The organism is Sphingopyxis alaskensis RB2256 (genome assembly GCF_000013985.1).
In the GTDB taxonomy this organism is placed as follows: domain Bacteria; phylum Pseudomonadota; class Alphaproteobacteria; order Sphingomonadales; family Sphingomonadaceae; genus Sphingopyxis; species Sphingopyxis alaskensis.
Genome location: NC_008048.1, coordinates 3,266,034 through 3,288,202, shown reverse-complemented (window position 1 = coordinate 3,288,202; position 22,169 = coordinate 3,266,034). Strand labels below are relative to the sequence as shown.

The window sequence follows — 22,169 nt, the reverse complement described above, 5'->3', positions numbered from 1 at the left end:
CCGTTCGGCGGCGCGTTGCAATGGCTTTGCACGGGCGCGAAGCGCGGCTAGGGCGGAGACATGGTGGGGCCGAACATCGATAAATGCGACATCGCGATCGTCGGCGGCGGGCTTGCGGGCGGACTTGCGGCGCTGGCGCTGGCGGCCAAGCGGCCCGATCTCGACATACGACTGATCGAGCCGGGGCCGGTCGGGGGCAATCATATCTGGTCCTTTTTCGACAGCGACATCGCAAAGAAGGACCGCTGGCTCGTCGCGCCGCTCGTCCGCCACCACTGGCCGCGCTATGACGTGCGCTTTCCCGCGCACGCGCGGACGCTGCACATGGGATATAAAAGCATCACCGGCGAAGCGCTGGCCGAAGCGGTGGCGGCGGCGCTGCCGGACGGCCATATCATCGCCGATCGCGCGAAACATGTCGCGCCCGACCATCTGCTGCTGGCGCGCGGCGGGCGATTGTCGGCGAAGCATGTCCTCGACGCGCGCGGCGCGGGCAAGTTTCCGACACTGGACTGCGGCTGGCAGAAGTTTGTCGGGCAGGCGCTCACCGTGAAGGGCGGGCACGGCGTCGAACAGCCGGTGGTGATGGACGCGACGGTGGAGCAATTGGACGGCTATCGCTTTGTCTATCTCCTCCCCTTCGACGCCGAAACCCTGTTCGTCGAGGACACCTATTACAGCGACGACGCCGACCTCGACGAAATGGTGGTGCGCGAACGCATTGCCGCCTATGCCGCGGCGCAGGGCTGGCAGGTGACGGCGACGATGCGCGAGGAGAGCGGCGTGTTACCAGTGGTGATCGCGGGCGATTTCGACCGGTTGTGGCCGGAATCGGACCGCACGTCACGAATCGGCGTGCGCGCAGGGATGTTCCACGCGACGACGGGTTATTCGCTGCCGCACGCCGTACGCACCGCGGCGGCGCTGCCCGCGCTGGTCGGTCGCGCCGACCTGCCCGCGCTGCTGCGCGCGCGCGCGCAGTCGGCGTGGCGGCGCCAGCGCTTTTACCGGATGCTGGACGCCATGCTGTTCCGCGCCGCCGATCCCGATAGGCGTTACCGCATTTTCGAGCGATTCTATCGCCTGTCGCCGCGGCTCGTCGCGCGCTTCTATGCCGGGCGGTCGACCGCGGCGGACCGGCTGCGCCTGCTTGCGGGAAAGCCGCCGGTGCCGGTCGGCCGCGCGCTGTCGGCGCTTGCAAAACTGGATTGGAAATGACCCGCACCGCCATCGTCATCGGCGCCGGTTTCGGCGGCCTCGCGCTTGCGATCCGGCTGCAATCGGCAGGGGTCGCGACGACGATCGTCGAGGCGCGCGACAAGCCCGGCGGGCGCGCCTATCATTGGGTGCGCGACGGCTTCACCTTCGACGCCGGGCCGACCGTCATCACCGATCCGCCCTGCCTCAGCGACCTGTGGGAATTGAGCGGGCAGGACATGGCCGCCGACGTCGAACTGATGCCCGTCAGTCCTTTCTACCGGCTCAACTGGCCCGACGGGACCAATTTCGACTATTCGAACGACGAGGCGGCGCTCCACGCCGAGATCGCGCGGCTGAACCCCGCCGACGTCGCGGGTTACGAACGCTTCCTCGACTATTCGAAGGGCGTTTACGAACAGGGCTATGTCAAGCTCGGCGCGACCGCCTTTCTCGACTTTCGGGCGATGATCAGGGCCGCGCCTGCGCTGATGAAATATCAGGCGTGGCGCAGCGTCTATTCGATCGTCTCCTCCTATGTGCAGGATGAGCGGCTGCGGCAGGCGCTGTCGTTCCACACCCTGCTCGTTGGCGGCAATCCGATGACGACGAGCGCCATCTATGCGCTGATCCACACGATCGAGAAGGACGGCGGCGTCTGGTTCGCGCGCGGCGGCACCAACCGGCTGGTCGCCGCACTGATCCGCCTGTTCGAGCGGCTGGGCGGGACGCTGCGCCTCGGCGATGCGGTGACGGCGATTCACACCGCGGGCGACCGCGCGACCGGGGTGACCACCGCGAGCGGCTGGCGCGGCGACGCCGAAATGATCGCGTGCAACGGCGACCTGATGCACGCCTACCGCGACCTGCTCGCCGATCATCCGCGCGGGCCGAAAACGGCGCGCAGCCTGGCGCGCAAACGCTGGTCGCCGTCGCTGTTCGTCGTGCATTTCGGCGCGAAGGGCGACTATCCCGGTGTCGCGCACCACAGCATCTTGTTCGGCCCGCGGTATAAAGGGCTGCTCGACGACATCTACAAGAACGGCGTCGTGCCGGACGATTTCTCGCTCTACCTCCACCATCCCAGCATCACCGATCCGGGCATGGCGCCGCCGGGGCATTCGACCTTTTACGCGCTTGCCCCCGTCGCGCACCTCGGCAAGGCGAAAGCCGACTGGGACGGCGATTTCGGCACGCGCTTCGCCGATGCGATCATCGACGAGGTCGAACGGCGCGTCGCACCCGATCTTCGCGCCAATATCGTCACGCGCTTTCACTATACGCCGACCGATTTCGGTCGCGACCTCAATGCGCACCTCGGCAGCGCGTTCAGCCTCGAACCCGTGCTGTGGCAGTCGGCCTTTTTCCGCGCGCACAACCGCGACGACAGGATTTCCAATCTTTACTTCGTCGGCGCGGGAACGCATCCGGGCGCGGGAATCCCAGGCGTCGTCGGCAGCGCCAAGGCAACGGCGGCGTTGATGCTGGACTTGTAATTCCGCTCACATCATCGAGCGGGTAAGGGAAGACTATGAAACGCCTCGCCGTCTATTGCGGGTCCGCGACCCCCGATGACCCCGTCTATATCGAAACCGCGCGCCATGTCGGGCGCACATTGGCCGACAGGGGCATCGGCGTCGTCTATGGCGGCGGGCGACTGGGGTTGATGGGCGCGGTCGCCGACAGCGCGCTGGAAGCGGGCGGCGAGGTGATCGGCATCATTCCCGAGGCGCTCGTCGGCGCCGAGGTCGCGCATCGCGGCTGCACCGAGCTGCACGTCGTATCGGGGATGCACGAGCGCAAGAAGATGTTCACCGACCTGTCGGACGGGTTCCTGACGATCCCCGGCGGCGTCGGGACGATGGACGAGCTGTGGGAAGCGATCAGCTGGGCGCAGCTCGGCTATCACACCAAGCCCGTCGGGCTGCTCAACGCCGCGGGCTTCTACAACGACCTCATCGCCTTCAACCGCCGGATGATCGAGGTCGGCTTCATCCGCCCCGCCCATGCGGGGATATTGATCGTCGACGCCGGACTCGACGATCTGCTCGACAAGATGGCGCATTATACGCCGCACCAGACGATTTTCGCGATGAAGGCCGAAAATCTCTGATGACCGAAGCGGGGGCCTATGACGCCGACGCCCTCCACGGTTTCGCGCACGACAGCATCGCGCGCGGGTCGAAAAGCTTTGCTCTCGCGAGTCAGCTTTTCGACCGCGAAACGCGCGAGCGCGTCTGGCTGCTTTACGCCTGGTGCCGCGCGGCCGATGACCTGACCGACGGGCAGGATCATGGCGGCACGATGGCGCCGGGACACGATTCCGCAGCGGCCGTCGAGCGCATCCGGGCGCTGACCGACCAGGCCTTTGCGGGCGCGCCGACGGGCGATCCGGCGTTCGACGCGCTGGGTTTCCTGCTCACCGAGGTGGCGATCCCGCGCGCGGTTATCGACGATATCGTCGCGGGATTCGATCTCGATGCAAGGGACTGGCGGCCGCGCAGCGAGGACGATCTGCTGCGCTATTGCTATCATGTTGCGGGCGCGGTCGGCGTCGCGATGGCGCTGGTGATGGGAATCGACCCCGATGACGAGCGCACGCTCGACCGTGCATCCGACCTCGGCATCGCGTTCCAGCTTGCCAATATCGCGCGCGACGTGGCCGAGGATGCCGCCGCCGACCGCTGTTACCTGCCCGTCGAATGGATGGTCGAACTCGACATTCCGCCGGGGCAGCATATGCACCCCGCCTTTCGCCCCCGGCTCGCCGTGATGGCAAAATGGCTCGCCGAAATGGCGGAAGAATATGAAGCGTCGGCGCGCTGGGGCGCCCGCAAACTGCCGCCGCGCAGCCGCTGGGCGGTGCTCGCCGCCGCGGGCATTTATGGCGACATCGCGCGCGAGGTGCGGCGGCGCGGCGATCATGCGTGGGACCATCGCGCCGCAAGCTCGCTCGCCGCCAAACTGGGCTGGGTTGCGCGCGCGGGCTGGTCGGTGCTCCGCCGCCCGCCAGAGCGACGGATCAGCCGCGAGGGGCTGTGGACGCGGCCCCGGCCGGACGGCGTACACACGCACGGGGAGTGCGCAGGCGCATGAACCCCGTCGAATGGGTTGCCGCCGCCTTCGTGCTCACCAATGTCGCGCTCGTCGCGCTGCGCAGCGTCTGGAACTATCCCTTCGCGCTCGTCGCGGTGGCGCTCTATGCCTTCGTCTTCTTCGAGGCGAAGCTGTACAGCGACATGCTGCTCCAGGGCTTTTTCTTCGCGCTCAATCTTTATGGCTGGGCGGCGTGGACGCGCGCACGGACCGACAGCGGCGTCCCGGTCGGCTGGATGGGCGACCGCGCGCGATGGGGCTGGGGGCTCGGCACGCTAGCCGCCTGGGCGGGATGGAGCTATGCGATGGACCGCCACACCGACGCGGCGGCGCCATGGATCGACGGCGCGATCGCGATGATCAGCGTCACCGCGCAATGGCTGCTCGCGCGGCGGCGCGTCGAAAGCTGGTATCTGTGGATCCTCGTCGACCTGATCGCGATCCCGCTCTTCGCATCGCGCGGGCTTTACGCGACCAGCGCGGTCTATGTCGTGCTGCTCGGCCTGTCGATCGACGGGCTGATCCAGTGGCGCCGCGCGGCGGCGACCGGGCGGCTCGCGCCATGACCCGGCACATCTGCCTGCACGGCGCCGAAAGCACGGGCAAGTCGACGCTCGCCCCGCGGCTCGCGCTGCGGCTCGGCGGGCTGGTCGTCCCCGAATATGGGCGCACCTATGCCGAGGCGAATGGCACCAAGTTCGACGAGGTCGACCTGCTCGCCATTTTCGACGGCCACCGCGCCGCGACCGCGGCGGCGCTGGCCCAGCAGCCCGACTGGCTGGTGTCCGACACCGACCCGCTGATGACGCAGGCGTGGGCGCTCATGCTGCTGGGGCGCCGCTTGCCCGAAATCGATGCGTGGACCGGGGTGGCCGACCTCTATCTCGTTCCCGCGATGGACCTGCCCTGGGAGGAGGACGGCACCCGCCTGTTCGGCAGCGATCTGGCGCGGCATCAGTTCATGGACGTCGCGATCGGCGAACTCGAACGGCGCCAGCTCCCATGGGCGTGGATCGAGGGCGAGGGCGACGCCCGGATCGACCATGCCGTCGCGGCGATTGCGGCGGCGGGGTTGATGTAGGGTATCGGCGGCGGTTTTGGGGTGGAGAGCTGCCATAAAGCCCTCTCCCCTTCAGGGGAGAGGGTTGGGAGAGGGGGACCATCCAAACCCCTCTCAACTGCGGCTAGGCAGCAAGCTGCCAAGCCTTCGTGTCTCTCCCCTGAAGGGGAGAGAGCCCGAAATGCCAACGGCCGCAATCGGTCGCAACCAGCCATTCCCCTCTCAACACCGCAGCGCCCCCCGCTTTTCCACAACCACCGCCCGCCCCCGCTTGCTCCCGACTCCTTAGATGGTTAAGGCCGATCCATGACCGCCACGCCGCCCGCCGTCCGCATTGCCCCGTCGATCCTCAGCGCCGATTTCGCGAAGCTGGGCGAGGAAGTGCGCGCGATCGAGGCCGCGGGGGCCGACTGGGTTCATATCGACGTGATGGACGGCCATTTTGTGCCCAATCTGACGATCGGGCCGATGGTGGTGAAGGCGCTGCGCCCGCACTCGTCGCTGCCCTTTGACGTCCATCTGATGATCTCGCCGGTCGACCATTTCCTCGACGCCTTTGCCGCGGCGGGCGCCGACATCATCACCGTCCATCCCGAGGCGGGACCGCACATCCACCGCACCGTCCAGCATATCAAATCGCTGGGCAAACAGGCGGGCGTGTCGCTGAATCCCGCGACCCCGGCCAAGATGCTCGATTATCTGATCGACGACATCGACCTGGTCCTCATCATGAGCGTCAACCCCGGCTTCGGCGGGCAGAGCTTCATCGCCAGCCAGCTTCGCAAGATCGAGGCGGTGAAGAAGATGATCGAGAAATCGGGCCGCGACATAAGGCTGGAGGTCGACGGCGGGATCGATGCGGCGACCGCGCCACGCGCCATATCGGCCGGCGCCGACGTGCTCGTCGCGGGGACCGCGACCTTCAAGGGCGGGCCAGGGGCATATGCCGACAATATCCGGCGGCTGCGCGGGGCCTGATCGATGGAGGGGAGACCGCTGACCACCGCCCCCGCCGACCCGCCGCTCGATCCCGGTTACGACGCCGCGCCGATCGACGACACGATCGAACCCGGCAAACGCCTGATCCGCCTGCCCGCCGACAAGGGGCTGTCGCTCGGCGATCGCGTCGCCAATGCGATCACCCGCCTGACCTGGCGCACCCCGCTCCACGCGCTGCGGCTCAAAGGGCGCTTTCCGCTGAAGCTGCTCGGCGTACCCGCCGACCCGGTGCCGGGCGATCCGCGTGCGGGCACCGCGATCCGTGCCGGCCATTTTCTGCATCGCGGGCTGAAACTGCCGCTCGGCGATCTTGATTTCGCGTCGCTGACCGTCGCGCCGGCCTTTGCCGATTATCTGCACAGCTTTGCCTGGCTGCGCGACCTCGCCGCCACCGGCACCCGCGCCGATGGCGCGCCGATCGCCGAAGCCGTGGTGCGTCACTGGCTCGGCACGCATGGCGAGACGGTGAGCGAACCCGCGTGGCGCGCCGACAATACCGGCTGGCGTATCCTCTTCTGGGCCGCTCACGCGCCGCTCATCCTGTCGTCGAGCGACCTTGTCTATCGCTCGGCGGTGCTCAACCACCTCGCGCGCGCGGCGCGGCACCTCGACCGCGTCGCCGACAAGACGCGGCCGGGCACGGGACAAATGGTCGCGTGGGTCGGCATCGTCGCCGCGTCGCTCCTCATGCCCGGCGGCGAGCCGCGGCAGGTGTTCGGCGAAGCGGGGCTACGCAAGGTGCTGGAAACCAGCTTTTATGCCGACGGCGGCAATATCTCGCGCTCGCCGCAGGCGCAACTCGACGCGATCATGGCGCTGTCGATGCTCGCGCGCACCTATGACATGCGCCGCATGGAGGTGCCACCCTTTGTGCAGGAAGTGCTCGCGCGGGCCGTCCCCGCGCTGCTCGGGCTGCTCCACGCCGATGGCGGCATGGGCTGCTGGCAGGGCAGCGGTGCGACCTCGGCGGCGCATGTGCAGGCGATCGTCGCGGCAAGCGGCGTGCGCACCCGGCCGCTGAAACAGGCGCGCGACTGGGGCTATCAGCGGCTTGTCGCGAACAAGGCGGTGCTGCTCGCCGACGCCGCGCCTCCCCCCATTGCCCGGGTGACCGAGGCGGGCTGCGCTTCGACCCTCGCCTTCGAACTCAGCGATGGCGACGAACGGATCGTCGTCAACTGCGGCGGTGCGGCGCTCACCGGCGCGACGATCCCCGCCGACCTTGCGCGCGGGCTGCGGACAACCGCGGCGCATTCGACGCTGACGCTGGCCGACAGCAATTCGACCGCAATCCTGCCCGGCGGCGCGCTTGGCAAGGGCGTCACCGAGGTCGAGCTTGATCGCCGCGAAACACCGCAGGGCAGCCGGCTCGAGATGAGCCACGACGGCTATGCACGCCGCCACGGGCTGATCCACCGCCGCCTGCTGATCCTCTCACCCAACGGGCGCGAACTGCGCGGCGAGGACATGCTGCTGCCCGCCCCGCGCACGCGGCGCAAGGGCGACAAGGCCTTCACGATCCGCTTTCACCTCGGCCGCAACATTTCGGCCAGCCTGACCGCCGACGGGCTGGGTGCGCTGCTGCGCCTCGGCGGCGGGCCGCTGTGGCAGTTCCGCACCTCCGAAGGCGAGCTGGCCATCGAGGAAAGCCTGTGGGTCGATGGCGATGGCCGCCCCTACCCGACCGAACAGCTTGTCGTCACGGGCACCGCCCCCGCGGGCGGGGTGAGCGTGGGGTGGATATTCAAGCATATCGGGTAGCTTTTGCCTCGTCATTGCGAGGTGCGAAGCGACGAAGCAATCCAGAGCGGTTTAGGCCGCCCTGGATTGCTTCGCTTCGCTTGAAATGACGATCAGCGAACCAGCAGCCGGCGCCCAAGGGACTGAGCGTCGGCCGCCGAACCCTTAGAGCGCGATGACATGATATTGACCCACCGTGACGGAGGCGATTTTGGCCGAGTGCGAGGCGCGAGGAGCGGCGCGATGCGGGACATCGCGCCCGACGAGCAACGTGGCAATCGGCCAGAATCGGCCCGCCCCGGAGGGGTTGCCCCCTGAAGCCCGCCGGACAGCGGCGCGTCTCTGGTCCGGGCAACCAGCCCGTCCTGCGAGACGCTTCTTGCCGACGAACTTCAGGGGGCAATCACGGTGGGTCAATATCATGTCATCGCGCTCTAAAAGGCGTAGCGCGCCATCAGCTGGAACACTGGCCCCGCCTTTTCGCTTTCGAGCTCATATTCGTCGAAATCGCGTGTCTGCTGGTCTTCGAGATTGTCGAACTTGTTGAACACTTCGCGCTTGGCTCCGTTCAACAGGTTCGATCCGACCGCGCGGATCGTGAAATTGCTGCCGATCCGCTTTTCGACGAAGATTTCAAGGTCGGCGCCATAGGTCGTGCGCACTTCCTCGCTGATCACACGGTCATAGGCCGCGCCCTGTTTGCGGTGCGTCGCGCCGAAAGCAACGCCCCAGCGCGGGATGTCCTGAACGAAGCCGATGTTGTAGACATAGTCCGACTGGCCGTTGAAGCGGCGCTTGCCCGCAAAATCGGTGATCTCGCTGTCGAGCCACGAGACGTTGCCGAAAAGGCCCGTGTCGGGCAGGCCGAGGAAACCGAGGTCGGTCGAAAGATCGAACTCGACGCCCCACACCTTGCCGTCGCCGACATTCTGCGGCTGGTAGACGAAAGTGCCCTCGCCTTCCGACCCCTCTTCGCCGGTGTTGGTCAGTTCGATGAGGTCGGTCACGTCGCGGTAGAAGGCATTGATCCCGACGATGCCGGTGCGACCGATGCGGCGCTCATACCCCAGATCGAAACCCCAGGCGGTTTCGGGACCGAGTTGCGGATTGCCGAGCAGGTCGCTGTCGCCGACTTCTTCTTCGAGCAGGGCGGGCGAGATGAAGTTGAAATCGGGGCGACGGTTGGTGCGCGCGACCGACGCGGTGATGCGGTCGCGCGAGGTCAGGTCGAACTTGACCGACGCCGACGGCAGCCATTTTTCATATTCATTGCGCTGCGTGGGAATCGCTGCCGCTTCGGTGAAGTCGGTGATGTCGAAGCGCGTGGTTTCATAGCGGATGCCCGCCTCCCACGTCAGCCCGCCCGATTTGCCCTGCACCAGCGCGAAACCGTCGAGACGTCGTTCCTCGATCCGGCTGACCCCGCCATCGGTCGGCTCGAGCGGGTCGAAGGGCGAAAGCAGGTCGTCGGGACTATCGGCGAACTGGTCATAGCTGGTTTCGAGCCCCGGAAAATCCTCTTCGCCGTCCGCGTCGAGGATCGCGGTATTCCGCTTTTTCTTCTGATAGAAGCCGCCGACCACAAGCTGGATGTCGTGACCAAGGTCGAACTCATGGTCGAGCTTGGCGGTGTATTCCTTGTCGACGATGTCGGTCGCAGTGAACGCCTGTTCGAACACCGGCACTTCGCCATCGTCATAATCGACGTCGAAATCGATCTCATTCTCGCTCTCGCGCTGCTTGTCGTCGAACCGCGCATGGCCGAGACGCAGCGTCGTCTTGCCGAGCGACCAATCGTGCGACAATCTGGCGTCGATGCTGTAATTTTCCTGATCGATATTGTTAACGTTGCGATTGTCGGTCAACAGATTGCCGCTGGGCAGCGGGCCACTGATCGCCGTCGGATCGTCATATTCGAAGCTGCGCTCGGTCTCCGTGCGGTCGGTGCGGACGTAGAAGCCGCTGATCCGGAAACCGGTGGTCTCGCCGTCGATCTCATAGCTGGCGTTGGCCGAATAATCCTTGCCGTCGCGCGTGTCGCTCTGGTCCTCGCGATTGTCGAACTCGTTGACCCGGAAATCGGGATCGTTCTCGGGGGAATCGCCATAGCGCAGCGAACGCTTCCGCTTCGGATTGTGGCGACCCTGAAAATTGAGCCCGACGAGCAGGCGGCCCGGCCCGACTTTCCCGCCATAGACGAGGCCGAGGCTTGGTTCGAGTTCCTCATCGTCGAAATAGAGCGCGCCCGCGCGGACATAGCCGCCATCGAGTTCAAAACCGTCGCGCAGTTCGATGTTGATCGTGCCCGCGACGGCATCGCCTGTGCGGCGCGCCGACGAGGAGCGGAGGATCTCGACGCGGTCGATCAGTTCGGCGGGAATGCGATCCATGAAAAAGCTGCGGTCGTCGCCGTTGCCGGGGACGCGCTCGCCGTTGATCAGGATCTGCGTATAGCCCGGCGGCAGGCCGCGAAGGCGCGCACCGTCGCTTTCGATGACGTCGGACAGAAAGGTGACGGACGGCACGCGCTTCAGCGCATCGCCTGCGGTCAGCGGCTCGAAGCGCTGGAAAAACTCGCTGTCATATGAAAGGACGGGTTCGGCCTCGTCGCTGCGGCCCCGATAGCCGACGCTGCCGAGGACGACGATGTCCTGCGAGGTCGTGATGTCGCCCTCGTCGCGCTGGATCGGCGCCGTGTCGGCGGATGTCGGCTGCGCGACAGCGGGAGCGGTGGCGAGCACCGCGACGATGGCGAGAGCGGCGGCGGAACGCAGGCTGAAAGTTCGAATCATTTTGGTTAGACCCCCTTTGTGGTTGCCGGGCGTCTAGGGGCGCCATGTGACCGTTTGCGGCGAGTCAAATGACGTTTCGATGACGTTTATATGACTGAAATATTGTGCGATTGACGCGAAGGCGCCGAGATGAAAGGGGGCGCGGTCAAGCGCGCGGATGCGCAGCATGAACCAGGGGAATCGCCATGTCCGTCACCCGTCAGGCGAAGTTGCTGACTTCGCTCGCCTTTGCCTCGCTGCTCGCCGGATGCGTCGCGAGCGAACCCATCATCAACGGCCTGCCGCCGGTGCAGGTGACGGCGAGCGGCGAGACCGAGCCGGTCGGCACCAGCCGCGCCGACGCCGCCGACGATCCCGCGGTCTGGGTCGATCCCGCCAATCCGAATCGCGCGCTGATCGTCGCGACCGACAAGAAGGCCGGGCTGCACGTCTATGACCTTGCCGGCAAGGATGTCGCCTTCATCGAGGCCGGGCTGGTCAACAATGTCGACATGGCGGGCGACATCATCGTCGCGAGCGACCGCAACGACGGGATGACCGCGCATCTCGCGATCTTCCGCCTCGACGGCGCCAAGCCCGCAATCACCGCGCTCGGCCGCGTCGCGGCGGGGCCGGGCGAGGCCTATGGCCTGTGCGTCAAGAAAAGCGCGCCGGGCGAGCCGATCACCGCGGCGCTGATCGTCAAGGACGGCAGCGTGCGCGTCGGCACGCTGGGGCTGCCCGCGGGCGCGGCGCCGACCTTTACCATCGAATGGGAGCACAAGATCCCGACCCAGTCCGAAGGCTGCGTCTTCGACGGCGACACGCTGTATGTCGGCGAAGAGGTCGGCGGCCTTTGGGAGCTGAAGCAAAATGGCAAGGGCGCGTCCGCGCGCCTGGTCGCGCCGATCGACAACCAACGCCTCGTCGCCGACCTCGAAGGCCTGGCGACGATCGACCACAAGGGCCAGCGCTACCTGATCGCGTCGAGCCAGGGCGACAATGCCTATGCCGTGTTCCGCCTGCCGGGCGTCGACTATATCGGCCGCTTCGCGGTCGCCGCGGGAGCGTTCGGCGCGACGAGCGAAACCGACGGGATCGAGGCGGTGGCGGGCAATTTCGGTCCGGCCTACCCCGATGGCATCTTCATCGCGCAGGACGGCGACAACGGCGCCAAGGCGCAAAACTTCAAGCTGGTGCGCTGGGACCAGATCGCGGCGGCGCTGGGGCTGTAATATCGCGTCAATAAATCGTCGTTCCCGCACAGGCGGGGGCCGCAATCGGTTTGAAGCGGCGAGGCCGGAATAGACCGACAGCGGCCCCTGCCTGTGCGGGGGCAACGATGCTTGCTCTTGGGGAGTGACCCGACTAGGGGAGCCGCGTCTTTCCCGTCTCGCAAAAGGCCGCCCTCCATGACCGACCTGATTCCCGTCCGCCGCGCGCTCTTGTCCGTCAGCGACAAGGCGGGGCTTGCCGATCTGGCCGCGGCGCTCGTCCGCCACGGGGTCGAACTGGTGTCGACCGGGGGGACTGCGAAGGCATTGCGCGAGGCGGGTCATAGCGTGCTCGATGTCGCCGATTTGACCGGCTTTCCCGAGATGATGGACGGCCGCGTCAAGACGCTGCACCCGGCGGTGCATGGCGGCATATTGGCGGTGCGCGACGACGAGCGCCACGTCGCCGCGATGGACGCGCACGGGATCGGCGCGATCGATCTGGTCGTCGTCAATCTCTACCCCTTCGCCGCGACCGTCGCGAAGGGCGCGGCGCGCGACGAGATCATCGAAAATATAGACATCGGCGGCCCCGCGATGGTGCGCTCGGCAGCGAAGAACCATGCGTTCGTCGGCATCGTCACCGAGCCCGAGGATTATGCCGCGGTGATCGCGGAGATGGACGCCAACGGCGGCGCGATGACGCTGGACCTGCGCAAGCGGCTCGCCGCGACCGCCTTTGCCCACACCGCCACCTATGACGGGACGATCGCGAGCTGGTTCGCCTTTGCCGACCAGGGCAAGCTGTTTCCCGACACGCTGCCGCTGACCGCCAAGCTGTCGGCCGAACTGCGCTATGGCGAAAATCCGCACCAAAAGGCCGCGCTTTACCTGCCCGCCGGTCCCGCCGGGCGCGGGATAGCGCAAGCCGAACAGGTGCAGGGCAAGGAACTCAGCTACAACAATATCAACGACGCCGATGCCGCGCTCGAACTCGTCGCGGAGTTTCGCGAGGCCGATCCGACCTGCGTGATCGTCAAGCACGCCAATCCGTGCGGCGTCGCGACCGCCGCGAGTTTGAGCCAGGCCTATGACGCGGCGCTGAAATGCGACGATGTGTCGGCGTTCGGCGGGATCATCGCGGTCAACCGACCACTCGACGGGCCGACGGCGGAGGCGATCAGCGGCATTTTCACCGAGGTCGTCTGCGCCCCCGACGCCGATGCCGATGCCCGTGCGGTGTTCGCGAAGAAGAAGAACCTCCGCCTGCTGCTCACCGGCGACTTGCCCGATCCGGCGCGCGGCGGGTTGATGCTGAAGACGATCGCCGGCGGCTGGCTCGCGCAGAGCCGCGACAACGGCCGCATCACCCGCGCCGACCTGAAGGTCGTGACCGACCGCGCGCCGACCGAGGAAGAACTGGCCGACGCGCTATTCGCGTGGACGGTTGCCAAGCATGTGAAGTCGAACGCGATCGTCTATGCCAAGGGCGGCGCAACCGCGGGCATCGGCGCGGGGCAGATGAACCGCCGCGACAGCGCGCGCATTGCCGCGGCGAAAGCGCGCGAAGCGGCCGAATCCCATGGCTGGGCAAGCCCGCGCACCATTGGCAGCGCGGTCGCCAGCGACGCCTTCTTCCCCTTTGCCGACGGGTTGCTCGCGGCGGTCGAGGCGGGCGCGACCTGCGTGATCCAGCCCGGCGGATCGATCCGCGACGATGAGGTGATCGCAGCCGCGAACAAAGCCGGGCTGGCGATGGTCTTCACCGGAATGCGGCATTTCCGGCATTGACCGCGCGCCCGGCGGCAACCAGTCTGTCAGCTTCGCGTCGGCAATCGTAGCGGAGCCCTGGTTCGCGGCAGAAATCAGGCCAGCGATTCTCGCGCCGCCAATAATCGACAAGCCCAAGCTGCGCCATCTTGGCGAAAAAGCGCGGTTCGCGGCGGAGCGGCGCCACCGATGGCCAATAGAGTAACGACCATTGACCGCTGGTTTGGCGAACCGGCGCCCGGTCGAGCCAGATCAGCGCCCGCCGGATGTCGCCGATCCGCGTGTAGAGCGCGGCGAGTTGATAAGCGGCGGCCGGCAATCGCGAATATTCAATCTCGGCCGCGGCATCGAGTGCGGCGCTGTCCTGCCGTCCGGTTGCGACCTGTTGGAGGATGAGACGATCGAGCCGCCATCGGTCATCGACGCCGCTCGACGCGACAAGCGCCGCGGCGCGGACCCTATCAGGCTGTTCGAGCGTCAGTCGATAGCGATGCTCGACGAGATCGGGATGGTCCGGCCAGACGGCGGCGACCGCGTCGAGCCGGTCCCAGGCTTCTTTCATCCGCCCCGCCGCGGCCAGCCGCCGAACGACCGCAAGCGCCCTGACGATCGAGGTGGGATCGGCGTTGGCGGCGTCAATCGACGGCCGGACGCTGGCCGCGACATAGCCGGCCTGAAACAGTCCTGTCGCCTGGAGCATCAATGCGGTCGAAAATCGCGGATCGACGGACAACGCGCGCTTCAGCATGGGAAGGCCGTCGACCATGTAGCGTTCGCGTCGCCCGGCCTGCGAAAGCGCCACCATTGCATAGACATTGGCGGGGTCGTTCGCCAGCGCGCGGCGCGCGGCGCGAATCGCGAGCTGGCGCTGGCGTTCCTGCTCGGCCGTTTCGGCCTCGCCGAATATGAGCTTTGCGCGGGCCAGCGCTAGCTGGCCGAGGGCGACCCTGTCGCCGGGCCAACGCGCTGCAAACCGTTCGAGCAGGGCGACGGCGCGTGCGCCGTCTTGATCGTCATGAGCGTCGCAGATCGCGAACACTTGCGCGCGCCGGTCGGCATCGGCGGCAAGCGCCGCCTGTCCGTCGTTGAGACGCAGCGCGCAATCAATCACCGCAGCCACCGACACCGCCGTCTGTTCGCGCAGGCGCGTCAGGTCGCGCGGTGACCCCGAAAGCCGACTGGACCAGAGAATCGCGCCGCTCCGCGCATCGACGACGCGCGATTCGCTTGTCAAATTGCCGTCATCGCGATTGATCGCGACACGAACGATGAAGTCGCCTCTGCCGACGGCCTCTCCATCGAGAATGCGGACGAGGCCGCCTGACGCGTTGGCCAGCCGGACAAAATCGCCTGCAAGCGCATCGGCGAAACCAAGTTCAATCATGCCATGGTTGCGCGAAACGACCGGTTCGATCCGTACTGTCGGCGTCATCATCGCGGGCTCCCCGCCTCCCTCACGCGGCGCATCAGCGCTCATCAGGCCGAACGCCGCAACGGTTGCCGCAACGGTCGCAATGCGATGCGTCCGCCGGTCGGGCGGCGGTTTTTTGCCCGTCTGGAGCGCCACCTCGTTCGACCGGCATGAAGGTTCGTCCATCAACCGATGATACAGTCTGGCGGTTTCCGGCGATGGTCGCCCGTCGAGCCCCCGCGCGACCGCATCCTCGAGCCGGTGCCATGCGTGGCGCACGCCATCATCGTCCCCCGCCTGCCAGCGCGCCTGCATGACCAGACGAGCGGCATGTTCGCTGCACGGATCGAATCGGGTCATCCGGTCGGCAACGCGCAGCGATCCGTCGATATCGCCGGCGACCAGCAGTCGTTCGGCCATGGCCAGCACCTCGCGGACGACCACCTCGGTGTTGCGCGCCCGTTCGGCGGCCAGCCAGTCGTCAAAGGCTTCGTCGACCCCGTCGAGATCGGCGAGCAGCGCAACCTCGTCAGCGGGCAGCCAGCGCAGCACCGCGTCGGCATCGTCGCATGCACAGGCCGAAAGCAGCAGGGAGACATCGTCAGCGACATGCGCATGATCGATCGCGATCGCGTCGCGGTCGGCATGGAGCAGCGGCGGCGAGGCACGCGTCCAGGCTTTCAGTTCCATCAGGCATTGCCGCAGACTGGCGTGCGCCTGGGGCTCGGCCCGATGGCTCCACAGGAGCGCGCTGAGCCGGTCGCGCGAAAGCGGGCCGTCGGCCAGAGCGAGTCGCGCCAGAAGCGCTCTGGCCTTGCGGCCATGCGGCGCGAGCAGCGCCGGTTCAACCGCAAAATCCCCCAGCAACCGAAACGTGGGTGACCCACATGTCGACCCAGGCATACTCGTCACGAATGTCGCATGCACGGCGCAGTCTCCTGACATGGGGATCTGCGCGCCCTGATCTCTTATCCCCGCGACTGAATAACACCGAATTGACGCATCAATGAACGCATAATGTCATAGTACCGACATTTAACGTATTTTTAATTCGTCTTTGACGCGTCTTTGACGGTGACAGGAACGTTCTCCGGCTAACCATTCGCAATGTCCACAGCCGCTCCGTTTGGCTGAAAGCGGCATGAAGGAGAAGTTTCATGAAGATTTTCGTCACTCTGCCGATATTGGCACTGGTCGCATCGCCCGCCGCCGCCGAGCCGATCGTTGCGACGGCCCCGTGGAGCGACTCACGATCGGTGATCGTGTCAGTCGCCGACCTGAACCTCAAGTCGAATGGCGGCCTCGACCGCCTCGACCGCCGCCTCCGCTCTGCGGCGCGGCTGGTGTGCGACGTCAGACCCGACCCGGAGCCGTTGCTCCGCAAATCCTCGGCTGCGCGGTGCTTTAAGGATGCCTTGGAGGATGGACGTGAAGCAGGCCGCCAGCTGGTTGCCGCACGGCAGGTAGGAACGCTGGCGGCGGCAGCCGCAACGATCACCATCATCCGTCCCTGACGGACCCGCCCCCCGCGGCGAGCACTGTCACGCTCCCACTGTCCCTTGCGGGAGCCGCGCCGGGATCGTCCAAGGACGATCCCGGCGCAATCGGTCCTACTCGTTCGCCGCCGCGTGCAGCCAGTCGGCGTGGCGCGGCGCTTTCTTGGTCCGGCTCCATTCCTCGAGCATCAGCGGCGCGACGCGTCGCAGTTCGGCATATTGTTCGTCGGTGCCGATGTCACAGGCGAGTTCGATGCGGTGGCCGTTGGGGTCGAAGAAATAGATCGACTTGAAGATGCCGTGGTGCGTCGGGCCGAGCACCTCGACGCCATTGGCCTCCAGATGCGCCTTCGCCGCGATCAGCTCGTCATAGCTGCCGACCCTGAACGCCAGATGCTGGACCCATTTTGGCGTATTTTCGTCGCGGCCCATGTCGGGCTGGTTCGGCAACTCGAAAAAGGCGAGGATGTTGCCATTCCCGGCGTCGAGGAAGACGTGCATATACGGGTCATATTCGCCGGTCGACGGCACATGATCCTCGGCAAAGGCGGTGGTATAGGTCATGCCGAGCATGGCCTCGTACCATTCGACCGTCTCCTTCGCATCCTTGCAGCGATAGGCGGCGTGGTGGACGCCCCCCAGTTTGATCGGGCTGGTCATTCGGCGGGCTCCGCTTCGACGTTGAGCGCGCCGCGGCGGATCTGGTCGAGTTCCATCGACTTGAACAGCGCGGTGAAATTGCCCTCGCCGAAGCCTTCGTCCTTCTTGCGCTGGATGAACTCGAAGAAAACCGGGCCGATCACCGTCTGCCCGAAAATCTGGAGCAGCAGGCGCGGATCGCCCTCGGTCGTCGAACCGTCGAGCAATATGCCGCGCGATTTCAGTTCCTCGACCGGCTCGCCATGGCCGGGCAGGCGCTCGGCGAGCATTTCATAATAGGTGTCGGGCGGCGATGGCGCGAAGGGGTTGCCGAGCGCTTTCAGCCTGTCCCACGCGGCGTAGAGGTCGTCGCAGGCAAAGGCGATATGCTGGATACCCTCGCCATTGTAGGCGCGCAGATATTCCTCGATCTGGCCGCCGCCGCCGGCGCCCTCCTCGTTCAGCGGAATGCGTATCTTGCCGTCGGGCGCGGTCATCGCCTTTGACGTGAGGCCGGTATATTCACCCTTGATGTCGAAATAGCGGATTTCGCGAAAACCCGCGATGCGCTCGTAGAACGCCGCCCAATGCGCCATGCGGCCGCCATAGACATTGTGCGTCAGGTGATCGATGACCTTCAGCCCCGCGCCGACCGGATGGCGGTCGACGCCCTCCTCGTAAACGAAGTCGATGTCGTAGATGCTGAGATCGTCGCCATAGCGGTCGATCAGATAGATAATCGAGCCGCCGATGCCGCGGATCGCGGGCAGGCGCAGTTCCATCGGGCCGGGAGTCGTTTCGACCGGCTCGGCGCCGCGCTCGATCGCTTCCGCATAGGCTTTGGCCGCATCGCGGCAGCGCCACCCCATGCCGCACGCCGACGGGCCATGTTCGGCGGCGAAATAGGCAGCGGGAGAGCGGGGTTCGTAATTGGCGATCAGATTGATGTCGCCCTGACGCCACAATTGCACGTCTTTCGACCGGTGGCGCGCGATCCGGGTAAAGCCCATGCGTTCGAACACAGGCTCGAGAATGCCCTTTTCGGGCGCCGAAAACTCGACGAACTCGAAGCCGTCGAGGCCCAGCGGGTTTTCGAACAGGTCGGCCATGGTCATTCCCCATATGGTTTCAATTGAAACTATTATGATGGATTGGGGAAGGCGAGTCAATGCGGCGATGACGCCCTCCCCTTCAGGGAGGGGCTATCAAGCCGCCGCCGCCTCGATCGCTTCAAGCGCGTCCATCCACGCCGTCTCGGCCGCCTCCAGCTCGGCGGCGAGCTTGCCGCGGCGCTGCGCGAGGTCGCCCATCGTCAGTTTCGCGAGCGCGGGTTCGGCGCCCGCCGGATCGAACATCGCGCGGTCGATCGCGCTGATCTGCTGTGCAAGCTTTCCGGCCTTCGCTTCCAGTTCCTTCGCGCTCTTGCGCAGCGCCGCCTGCGCTTCACGCGCCCTCGCCGCTTCCTGCCGCGCGGCTTTCGCGTCCTTGGGCTTGGCGGCGCCCTTCGCATCGTCGTTCGCCGCCGAGCCTTTTCCGGCTCCCTGGCCGAGGATGAAGGCGACATAATCGTCGATGCTGCCGTCGAATTCGCGCGCCGTGCCGCCGTCGACGAGGACGAGGCGGTCGGCGGTGAGTTCGAGCATGTGGCGGTCGTGGCTGACGATCAGCACCGCGCCGTCGAAGCCGTTGAGTGCCTGCACCAGGGCCTCGCGCGCGTCGACGTCGAGGTGGTTGGTCGGTTCGTCAAGGATCAGAAGGTGTGGCGCGTCGCGCGTGATCAGCGCAAGCGCGAGCCGCGCGCGTTCGCCCCCCGACAGCTTGCCGACCTCGGTGGTGGCCTTGTTGCCCGTGAAGCCGAAGCGCCCCAGTTGCGCGCGCACCGCGCCCGGCGTCTTGCCCGCCATCACGCGCGTCATATGGCCCAGGGGCGTGTCCGATCCGTCGAGTTCCTCGACCTGATATTGGGTGAAATAGCCGACGCGCATCTTGCCCGACGCCGCCATTGCGCCGTCCATCGGCGCGAGCTGCGCCGCGAGCAGACGCGCGAGCGTCGTCTTGCCATTGCCGTTGCGGCCGAGGAGCGCGATGCGGTCGTCGGGATCGATGCGCAGGTTGAGCCGCGACAGGATCGGCGCACCCGGCGTGTAGCCGACGCTCGCGAGGTCGAGCGTGATCAGCGGCGGCTTCAGTTCGTCGGGGCTCGGAAAATCGAACACGAGGCTGGGGTCTTCCGAGACCGCCGCAATCGGCTGCATCCGCGCGAGCTGCTTGGCGCGCGACTGCGCCTGTTTGGCGGTCGAGGCGCGCGCGCTGTTGCGCGCGACATAGTCCTGGAGCTTGGCGCGCTGTGCGTCCTGCGCGGCTTTCGCCGCCGCGAGCTGTGCGATGCGCTCGGCGCGCTGCCGCTCGAAATCGTCATAACCGCCGGGGTAGAGCGTCACCTTTCCGCCTTCGAGGTGGAGGATATGGTCGACGACATTGTTGAGCAGGTCGCGCTCGTGGCTGATCACGACGAGCTGGCCCGGATAGGATCTGAGAAAGCTTTCGAGCCACATCGTCGCTTCGAGGTCGAGGTGGTTCGACGGTTCGTCGAGCAGCAAGAGGTCGGGGTTCGAAAAGAGCAACGCCGCCAATGCGACGCGCATCTTCCACCCACCCGAAAAGCTGTCGAGCGGCTGGCCCTGCATATCCTCGTCGAAGCCCAGTCCGATCAGGATGCGCGCGGCGCGCGCGGGCGCCGTATAGGCATCGATCGCGATCAGCCTTTCGTGGATGTCGCCCAGCTTGTGCGGGTCGCGCTCGACCTCCGACGCGGCGAGCAGGCGCGCGCGTTCGGCATCGGCGGCGAGCACGGTCTCGAACGGCGTCGCGCTCCCGCTCGGCGCGTCCTGCGCGATATAGCCGATGCGCGTCCTGCGCGGCATGTCGATGCCACCCTCGTCGGCTTCGAGCTGGCCGATCATCACCTTCATCAGCGTCGATTTACCCGCGCCGTTGCGGCCGATCAGGCCGGTGCGGCTTTTGGCGGGCAGGCTGGCGCTCGCGCGGTCGAGGATAGTGCGCCCGCCCAGGCGCACGGTGAGGCCGTTGATCGTCAACATGGCCGCGCGCCTAGCATGGCAAGGGCGCGGACCCAAGCCCTGCGGCGCAGCGTCCTGACCCTACCCTAGTGCGCGGCGCCCATCGACACCTGCCTGGGTCTGGGCGCGATCCACACGCTTGCCGCGGCGATCACGAACACCACCGCGGCGGCGAGGAAGATGTGGATCACGCCCAGCGTCAGCGCCTGCACCTCGACCAGCCGGTCGAGCAGCGCGCGCGCCTGTTCGAGCGTCAGCCCGGCGCGTTCGAGCGAGGCCATGAACCCGCCCGGATCGTTGAGCGAGGCGACAAGCTCCGACCGCGAGGTCCGCCCCGCCTCGTCCCATGCGGTCGTCGCGACCGCAGTGCCGATCGCCCCGCTCAGCGTACGCAGGAAGCTCATCAGCCCCGCCGCCGACGTCTGGTCCTTGACCGGCACCGAACTCAGCACCAGCGCGGTCAGCCCAACGAAGAAGAAGGGCATGCCCATCCCCTGCAACACATGCGGCAGCGCGAGCGTCCAATAATCGACGTCGGCGTTCCAGCCGGCGCGCAGGATCGACATCGCCGCCATCCACAATATGCCCGCGCTCACCGTCAGCCGGATGTCGAGTTTGCCCAGCGTTCCGGCTGCGATCGGCGAAAACAGCACCGCGAAACAGCCGAGCCACGCGACGACATAGCCCGTCTCGGTCGCGGTATAGCCCGCGACCTGTTGCAGCCACAGCGGCGTGAGCACGACTTGCGCGAAAAAGGCGCCGAACCCCAGCGACAGCGCGATTGTGCCGAAAGTGAAACCGCGAAAGCGGAAGATGCGCAGATTGACGATCGGGTTGGCGTCGGTGAGTTCCCATATGACAAAGGCGGCAAAGCCGATCGCGGCGACGATCGCCAGCGTGACGATCCACGCCGACCCGAACCAGTCATGTTCGCGCCCCGTGTCGAGCATGATCTGGAAGGCGCCGACCGAGACGACGAGCAGGATCAGCCCGACGACGTCGATCGGCGCCTTGACGCGCTGCGTCTCGAACGGCGTGAGCAGCGTCGCGACGCCAAAGGCGCAGATCGCGACGACCGGCAGGTTGATGAAGAAGATCCAGTGCCACCCCCAATTATCGCTGATCAGCCCGCCCAGAATCGGGCCAAGGATCGGCGCGGTGGTCGTCGTCATCGCCCAGATGGCGAGCGCGATGCCGGCCTTTTCCCTGGGGAAGATGCGCAGCAGCAATATCTGCGAGAGCGGCATCAGCGGTCCGCCCGACAGGCCCTGAAGGACGCGGAAGAGGACGAGCGCGTCGAGCGTCTGCGCGACGCCGCAGAGCAGCGAAAACAGGCCGAAGCCAAAGATCGAATAGAGGAACCAGCGCACCGTGCCGAAGCGATAGGCGAGCCAGCCGGTGAGCGGCACGCTGATCGCGTCGGCGACCGCATAGCTGGTGATCACCCACGTCCCCTGCGTCGGCGACACGGCCAGCCCGCCCGCGATATGTGGCACCGACACATTGGCGATCGTCGTGTCGAGCACGACGACGAAATTGGCGAGCGCGAGCGCAAAGGCCGCGACGAGCAGCCGCACGCCGGTGAGCGGTTGTGGCGCGGCGGAGATCGCGGTGGCGGGGACGGCGACGCTGGCCATGTCAGGCTACCGTTCCCGACAAAGGCGTCGTCATTGCGGGGAGCCCCGGACTTGATCCG

18 protein-coding genes are annotated in these 22,169 nt (G+C 66.5%); 11 read left to right on the top strand and 7 right to left on the bottom strand.

Annotated features, from left to right (window positions below):
* Window positions 1-60: 60 nt before the first annotated feature.
* From crtY to SALA_RS15880, 8 genes are all read left to right on the top strand, one after another.
* A complete protein-coding gene (gene crtY / locus SALA_RS15915; RefSeq protein WP_011543400.1) occupies window positions 61-1,218 on the top strand; it encodes a lycopene beta-cyclase CrtY in 1,158 nt (385 codons plus the stop codon).
* The gene (locus SALA_RS15910; protein WP_011543399.1) at window positions 1,215-2,693 is read left to right on the top strand and encodes a phytoene desaturase; all 1,479 of its coding nucleotides are present in this window, start codon (window positions 1,215-1,217) and stop codon (window positions 2,691-2,693) included. Before crtY ends, SALA_RS15910 begins: the two co-directional genes overlap by 4 nt.
* 35 nt (window positions 2,694-2,728) lie before the next feature.
* A complete protein-coding gene (locus tag SALA_RS15905; protein WP_011543398.1) occupies window positions 2,729-3,310 on the top strand; it encodes a TIGR00730 family Rossman fold protein in 582 nt (193 codons plus the stop codon).
* Entirely contained in the window at window positions 3,310-4,293 is a 984-nt protein-coding gene (locus tag SALA_RS15900) for a phytoene/squalene synthase family protein (RefSeq protein WP_011543397.1), read from the top strand. The genes SALA_RS15905 and SALA_RS15900 overlap by 1 nt, the downstream gene beginning before the upstream one ends.
* Window positions 4,290-4,859: a nicotinamide riboside transporter PnuC gene (pnuC, locus tag SALA_RS15895; protein WP_011543396.1), complete on the top strand. Its 570-nt coding sequence runs from the start codon at window positions 4,290-4,292 to the stop codon at window positions 4,857-4,859. Before SALA_RS15900 ends, pnuC begins: the two co-directional genes overlap by 4 nt.
* Window positions 4,856-5,374 carry an AAA family ATPase gene (locus SALA_RS15890; protein WP_011543395.1) on the top strand — a complete coding sequence of 173 codons (519 nt, stop codon included), beginning with the start codon at window positions 4,856-4,858 and terminating at the stop codon, window positions 5,372-5,374. The genes pnuC and SALA_RS15890 overlap by 4 nt, the downstream gene beginning before the upstream one ends.
* A gap of 285 nt (window positions 5,375-5,659) precedes the next feature.
* The gene (gene rpe / locus SALA_RS15885; protein WP_011543393.1) at window positions 5,660-6,331 is read left to right on the top strand and encodes a ribulose-phosphate 3-epimerase; all 672 of its coding nucleotides are present in this window, start codon (window positions 5,660-5,662) and stop codon (window positions 6,329-6,331) included.
* A gap of 3 nt (window positions 6,332-6,334) precedes the next feature.
* On the top strand, window positions 6,335-8,113 hold the full coding sequence (locus tag SALA_RS15880; RefSeq protein WP_011543392.1) for a heparinase II/III family protein: 1,779 nt from the start codon (window positions 6,335-6,337) through the stop codon (window positions 8,111-8,113).
* Between the two features lie 144 nt (window positions 8,114-8,257).
* Here the strand turns inward: SALA_RS15880 and SALA_RS17695 are convergent, their stop codons facing one another.
* Together SALA_RS17695 and SALA_RS15875 are read right to left on the bottom strand one after the other, a co-directional pair.
* Window positions 8,258-8,515 carry a hypothetical protein gene (locus SALA_RS17695; RefSeq protein ID WP_011543391.1) on the bottom strand — a complete coding sequence of 86 codons (258 nt, stop codon included), beginning with the start codon at window positions 8,513-8,515 and terminating at the stop codon, window positions 8,258-8,260.
* 11 nt (window positions 8,516-8,526) lie between these two features.
* Entirely contained in the window at window positions 8,527-10,884 is a 2,358-nt protein-coding gene (locus SALA_RS15875) for a TonB-dependent receptor plug domain-containing protein (protein ID WP_011543390.1), read from the bottom strand.
* A gap of 185 nt (window positions 10,885-11,069) precedes the next feature.
* Between SALA_RS15875 and SALA_RS15870 the strand changes: the two genes are divergently transcribed.
* Both SALA_RS15870 and purH read left to right on the top strand, forming a co-directional pair.
* On the top strand, window positions 11,070-12,098 hold the full coding sequence (locus tag SALA_RS15870; protein WP_011543389.1) for a phytase: 1,029 nt from the start codon (window positions 11,070-11,072) through the stop codon (window positions 12,096-12,098).
* 177 nt (window positions 12,099-12,275) lie between these two features.
* On the top strand, window positions 12,276-13,868 hold the full coding sequence (gene purH / locus SALA_RS15865) for a bifunctional phosphoribosylaminoimidazolecarboxamide formyltransferase/IMP cyclohydrolase (RefSeq protein ID WP_041383457.1): 1,593 nt from the start codon (window positions 12,276-12,278) through the stop codon (window positions 13,866-13,868).
* Here purH and SALA_RS15860 read toward each other — a convergent pair.
* Window positions 13,840-16,125 carry a BTAD domain-containing putative transcriptional regulator gene (locus SALA_RS15860; RefSeq protein WP_041383455.1) on the bottom strand — a complete coding sequence of 762 codons (2,286 nt, stop codon included), beginning with the start codon at window positions 16,123-16,125 and terminating at the stop codon, window positions 13,840-13,842. The two genes, purH and SALA_RS15860, sit on opposite strands and share 29 nt — an antisense overlap.
* Window positions 16,126-16,415: 290 nt before the next feature.
* Between SALA_RS15860 and SALA_RS15855 the strand changes: the two genes are divergently transcribed.
* Window positions 16,416-16,772, top strand: a complete 357-nt coding sequence (locus SALA_RS15855; protein ID WP_011543386.1) for a UrcA family protein — start codon at window positions 16,416-16,418, stop codon at window positions 16,770-16,772.
* 96 nt (window positions 16,773-16,868) lie between these two features.
* Here the strand turns inward: SALA_RS15855 and SALA_RS15850 are convergent, their stop codons facing one another.
* The 4 genes from SALA_RS15850 to SALA_RS15835 form a co-directional block, all read right to left on the bottom strand.
* Window positions 16,869-17,414 (bottom strand): VOC family protein, encoded by a 546-nt coding sequence (locus SALA_RS15850; protein ID WP_011543385.1) that lies wholly within the window; start codon window positions 17,412-17,414, stop codon window positions 16,869-16,871.
* Complete coding sequence (hppD, locus tag SALA_RS15845) at window positions 17,411-18,502, bottom strand: 4-hydroxyphenylpyruvate dioxygenase (RefSeq protein ID WP_011543384.1); 1,092 nt, start codon at window positions 18,500-18,502, stop codon at window positions 17,411-17,413. Before hppD ends, SALA_RS15850 begins: the two co-directional genes overlap by 4 nt.
* Window positions 18,503-18,598: 96 nt before the next feature.
* Window positions 18,599-20,494, bottom strand: coding sequence for an ABC-F family ATP-binding cassette domain-containing protein (locus SALA_RS15840; protein WP_011543383.1), 1,896 nt, complete (start codon window positions 20,492-20,494; stop codon window positions 18,599-18,601).
* A 65-nt stretch (window positions 20,495-20,559) separates the two neighbouring features.
* Entirely contained in the window at window positions 20,560-22,110 is a 1,551-nt protein-coding gene (locus SALA_RS15835; protein ID WP_011543382.1) for a DHA2 family efflux MFS transporter permease subunit, read from the bottom strand.
* Window positions 22,111-22,169 lie beyond the last annotated feature (59 nt).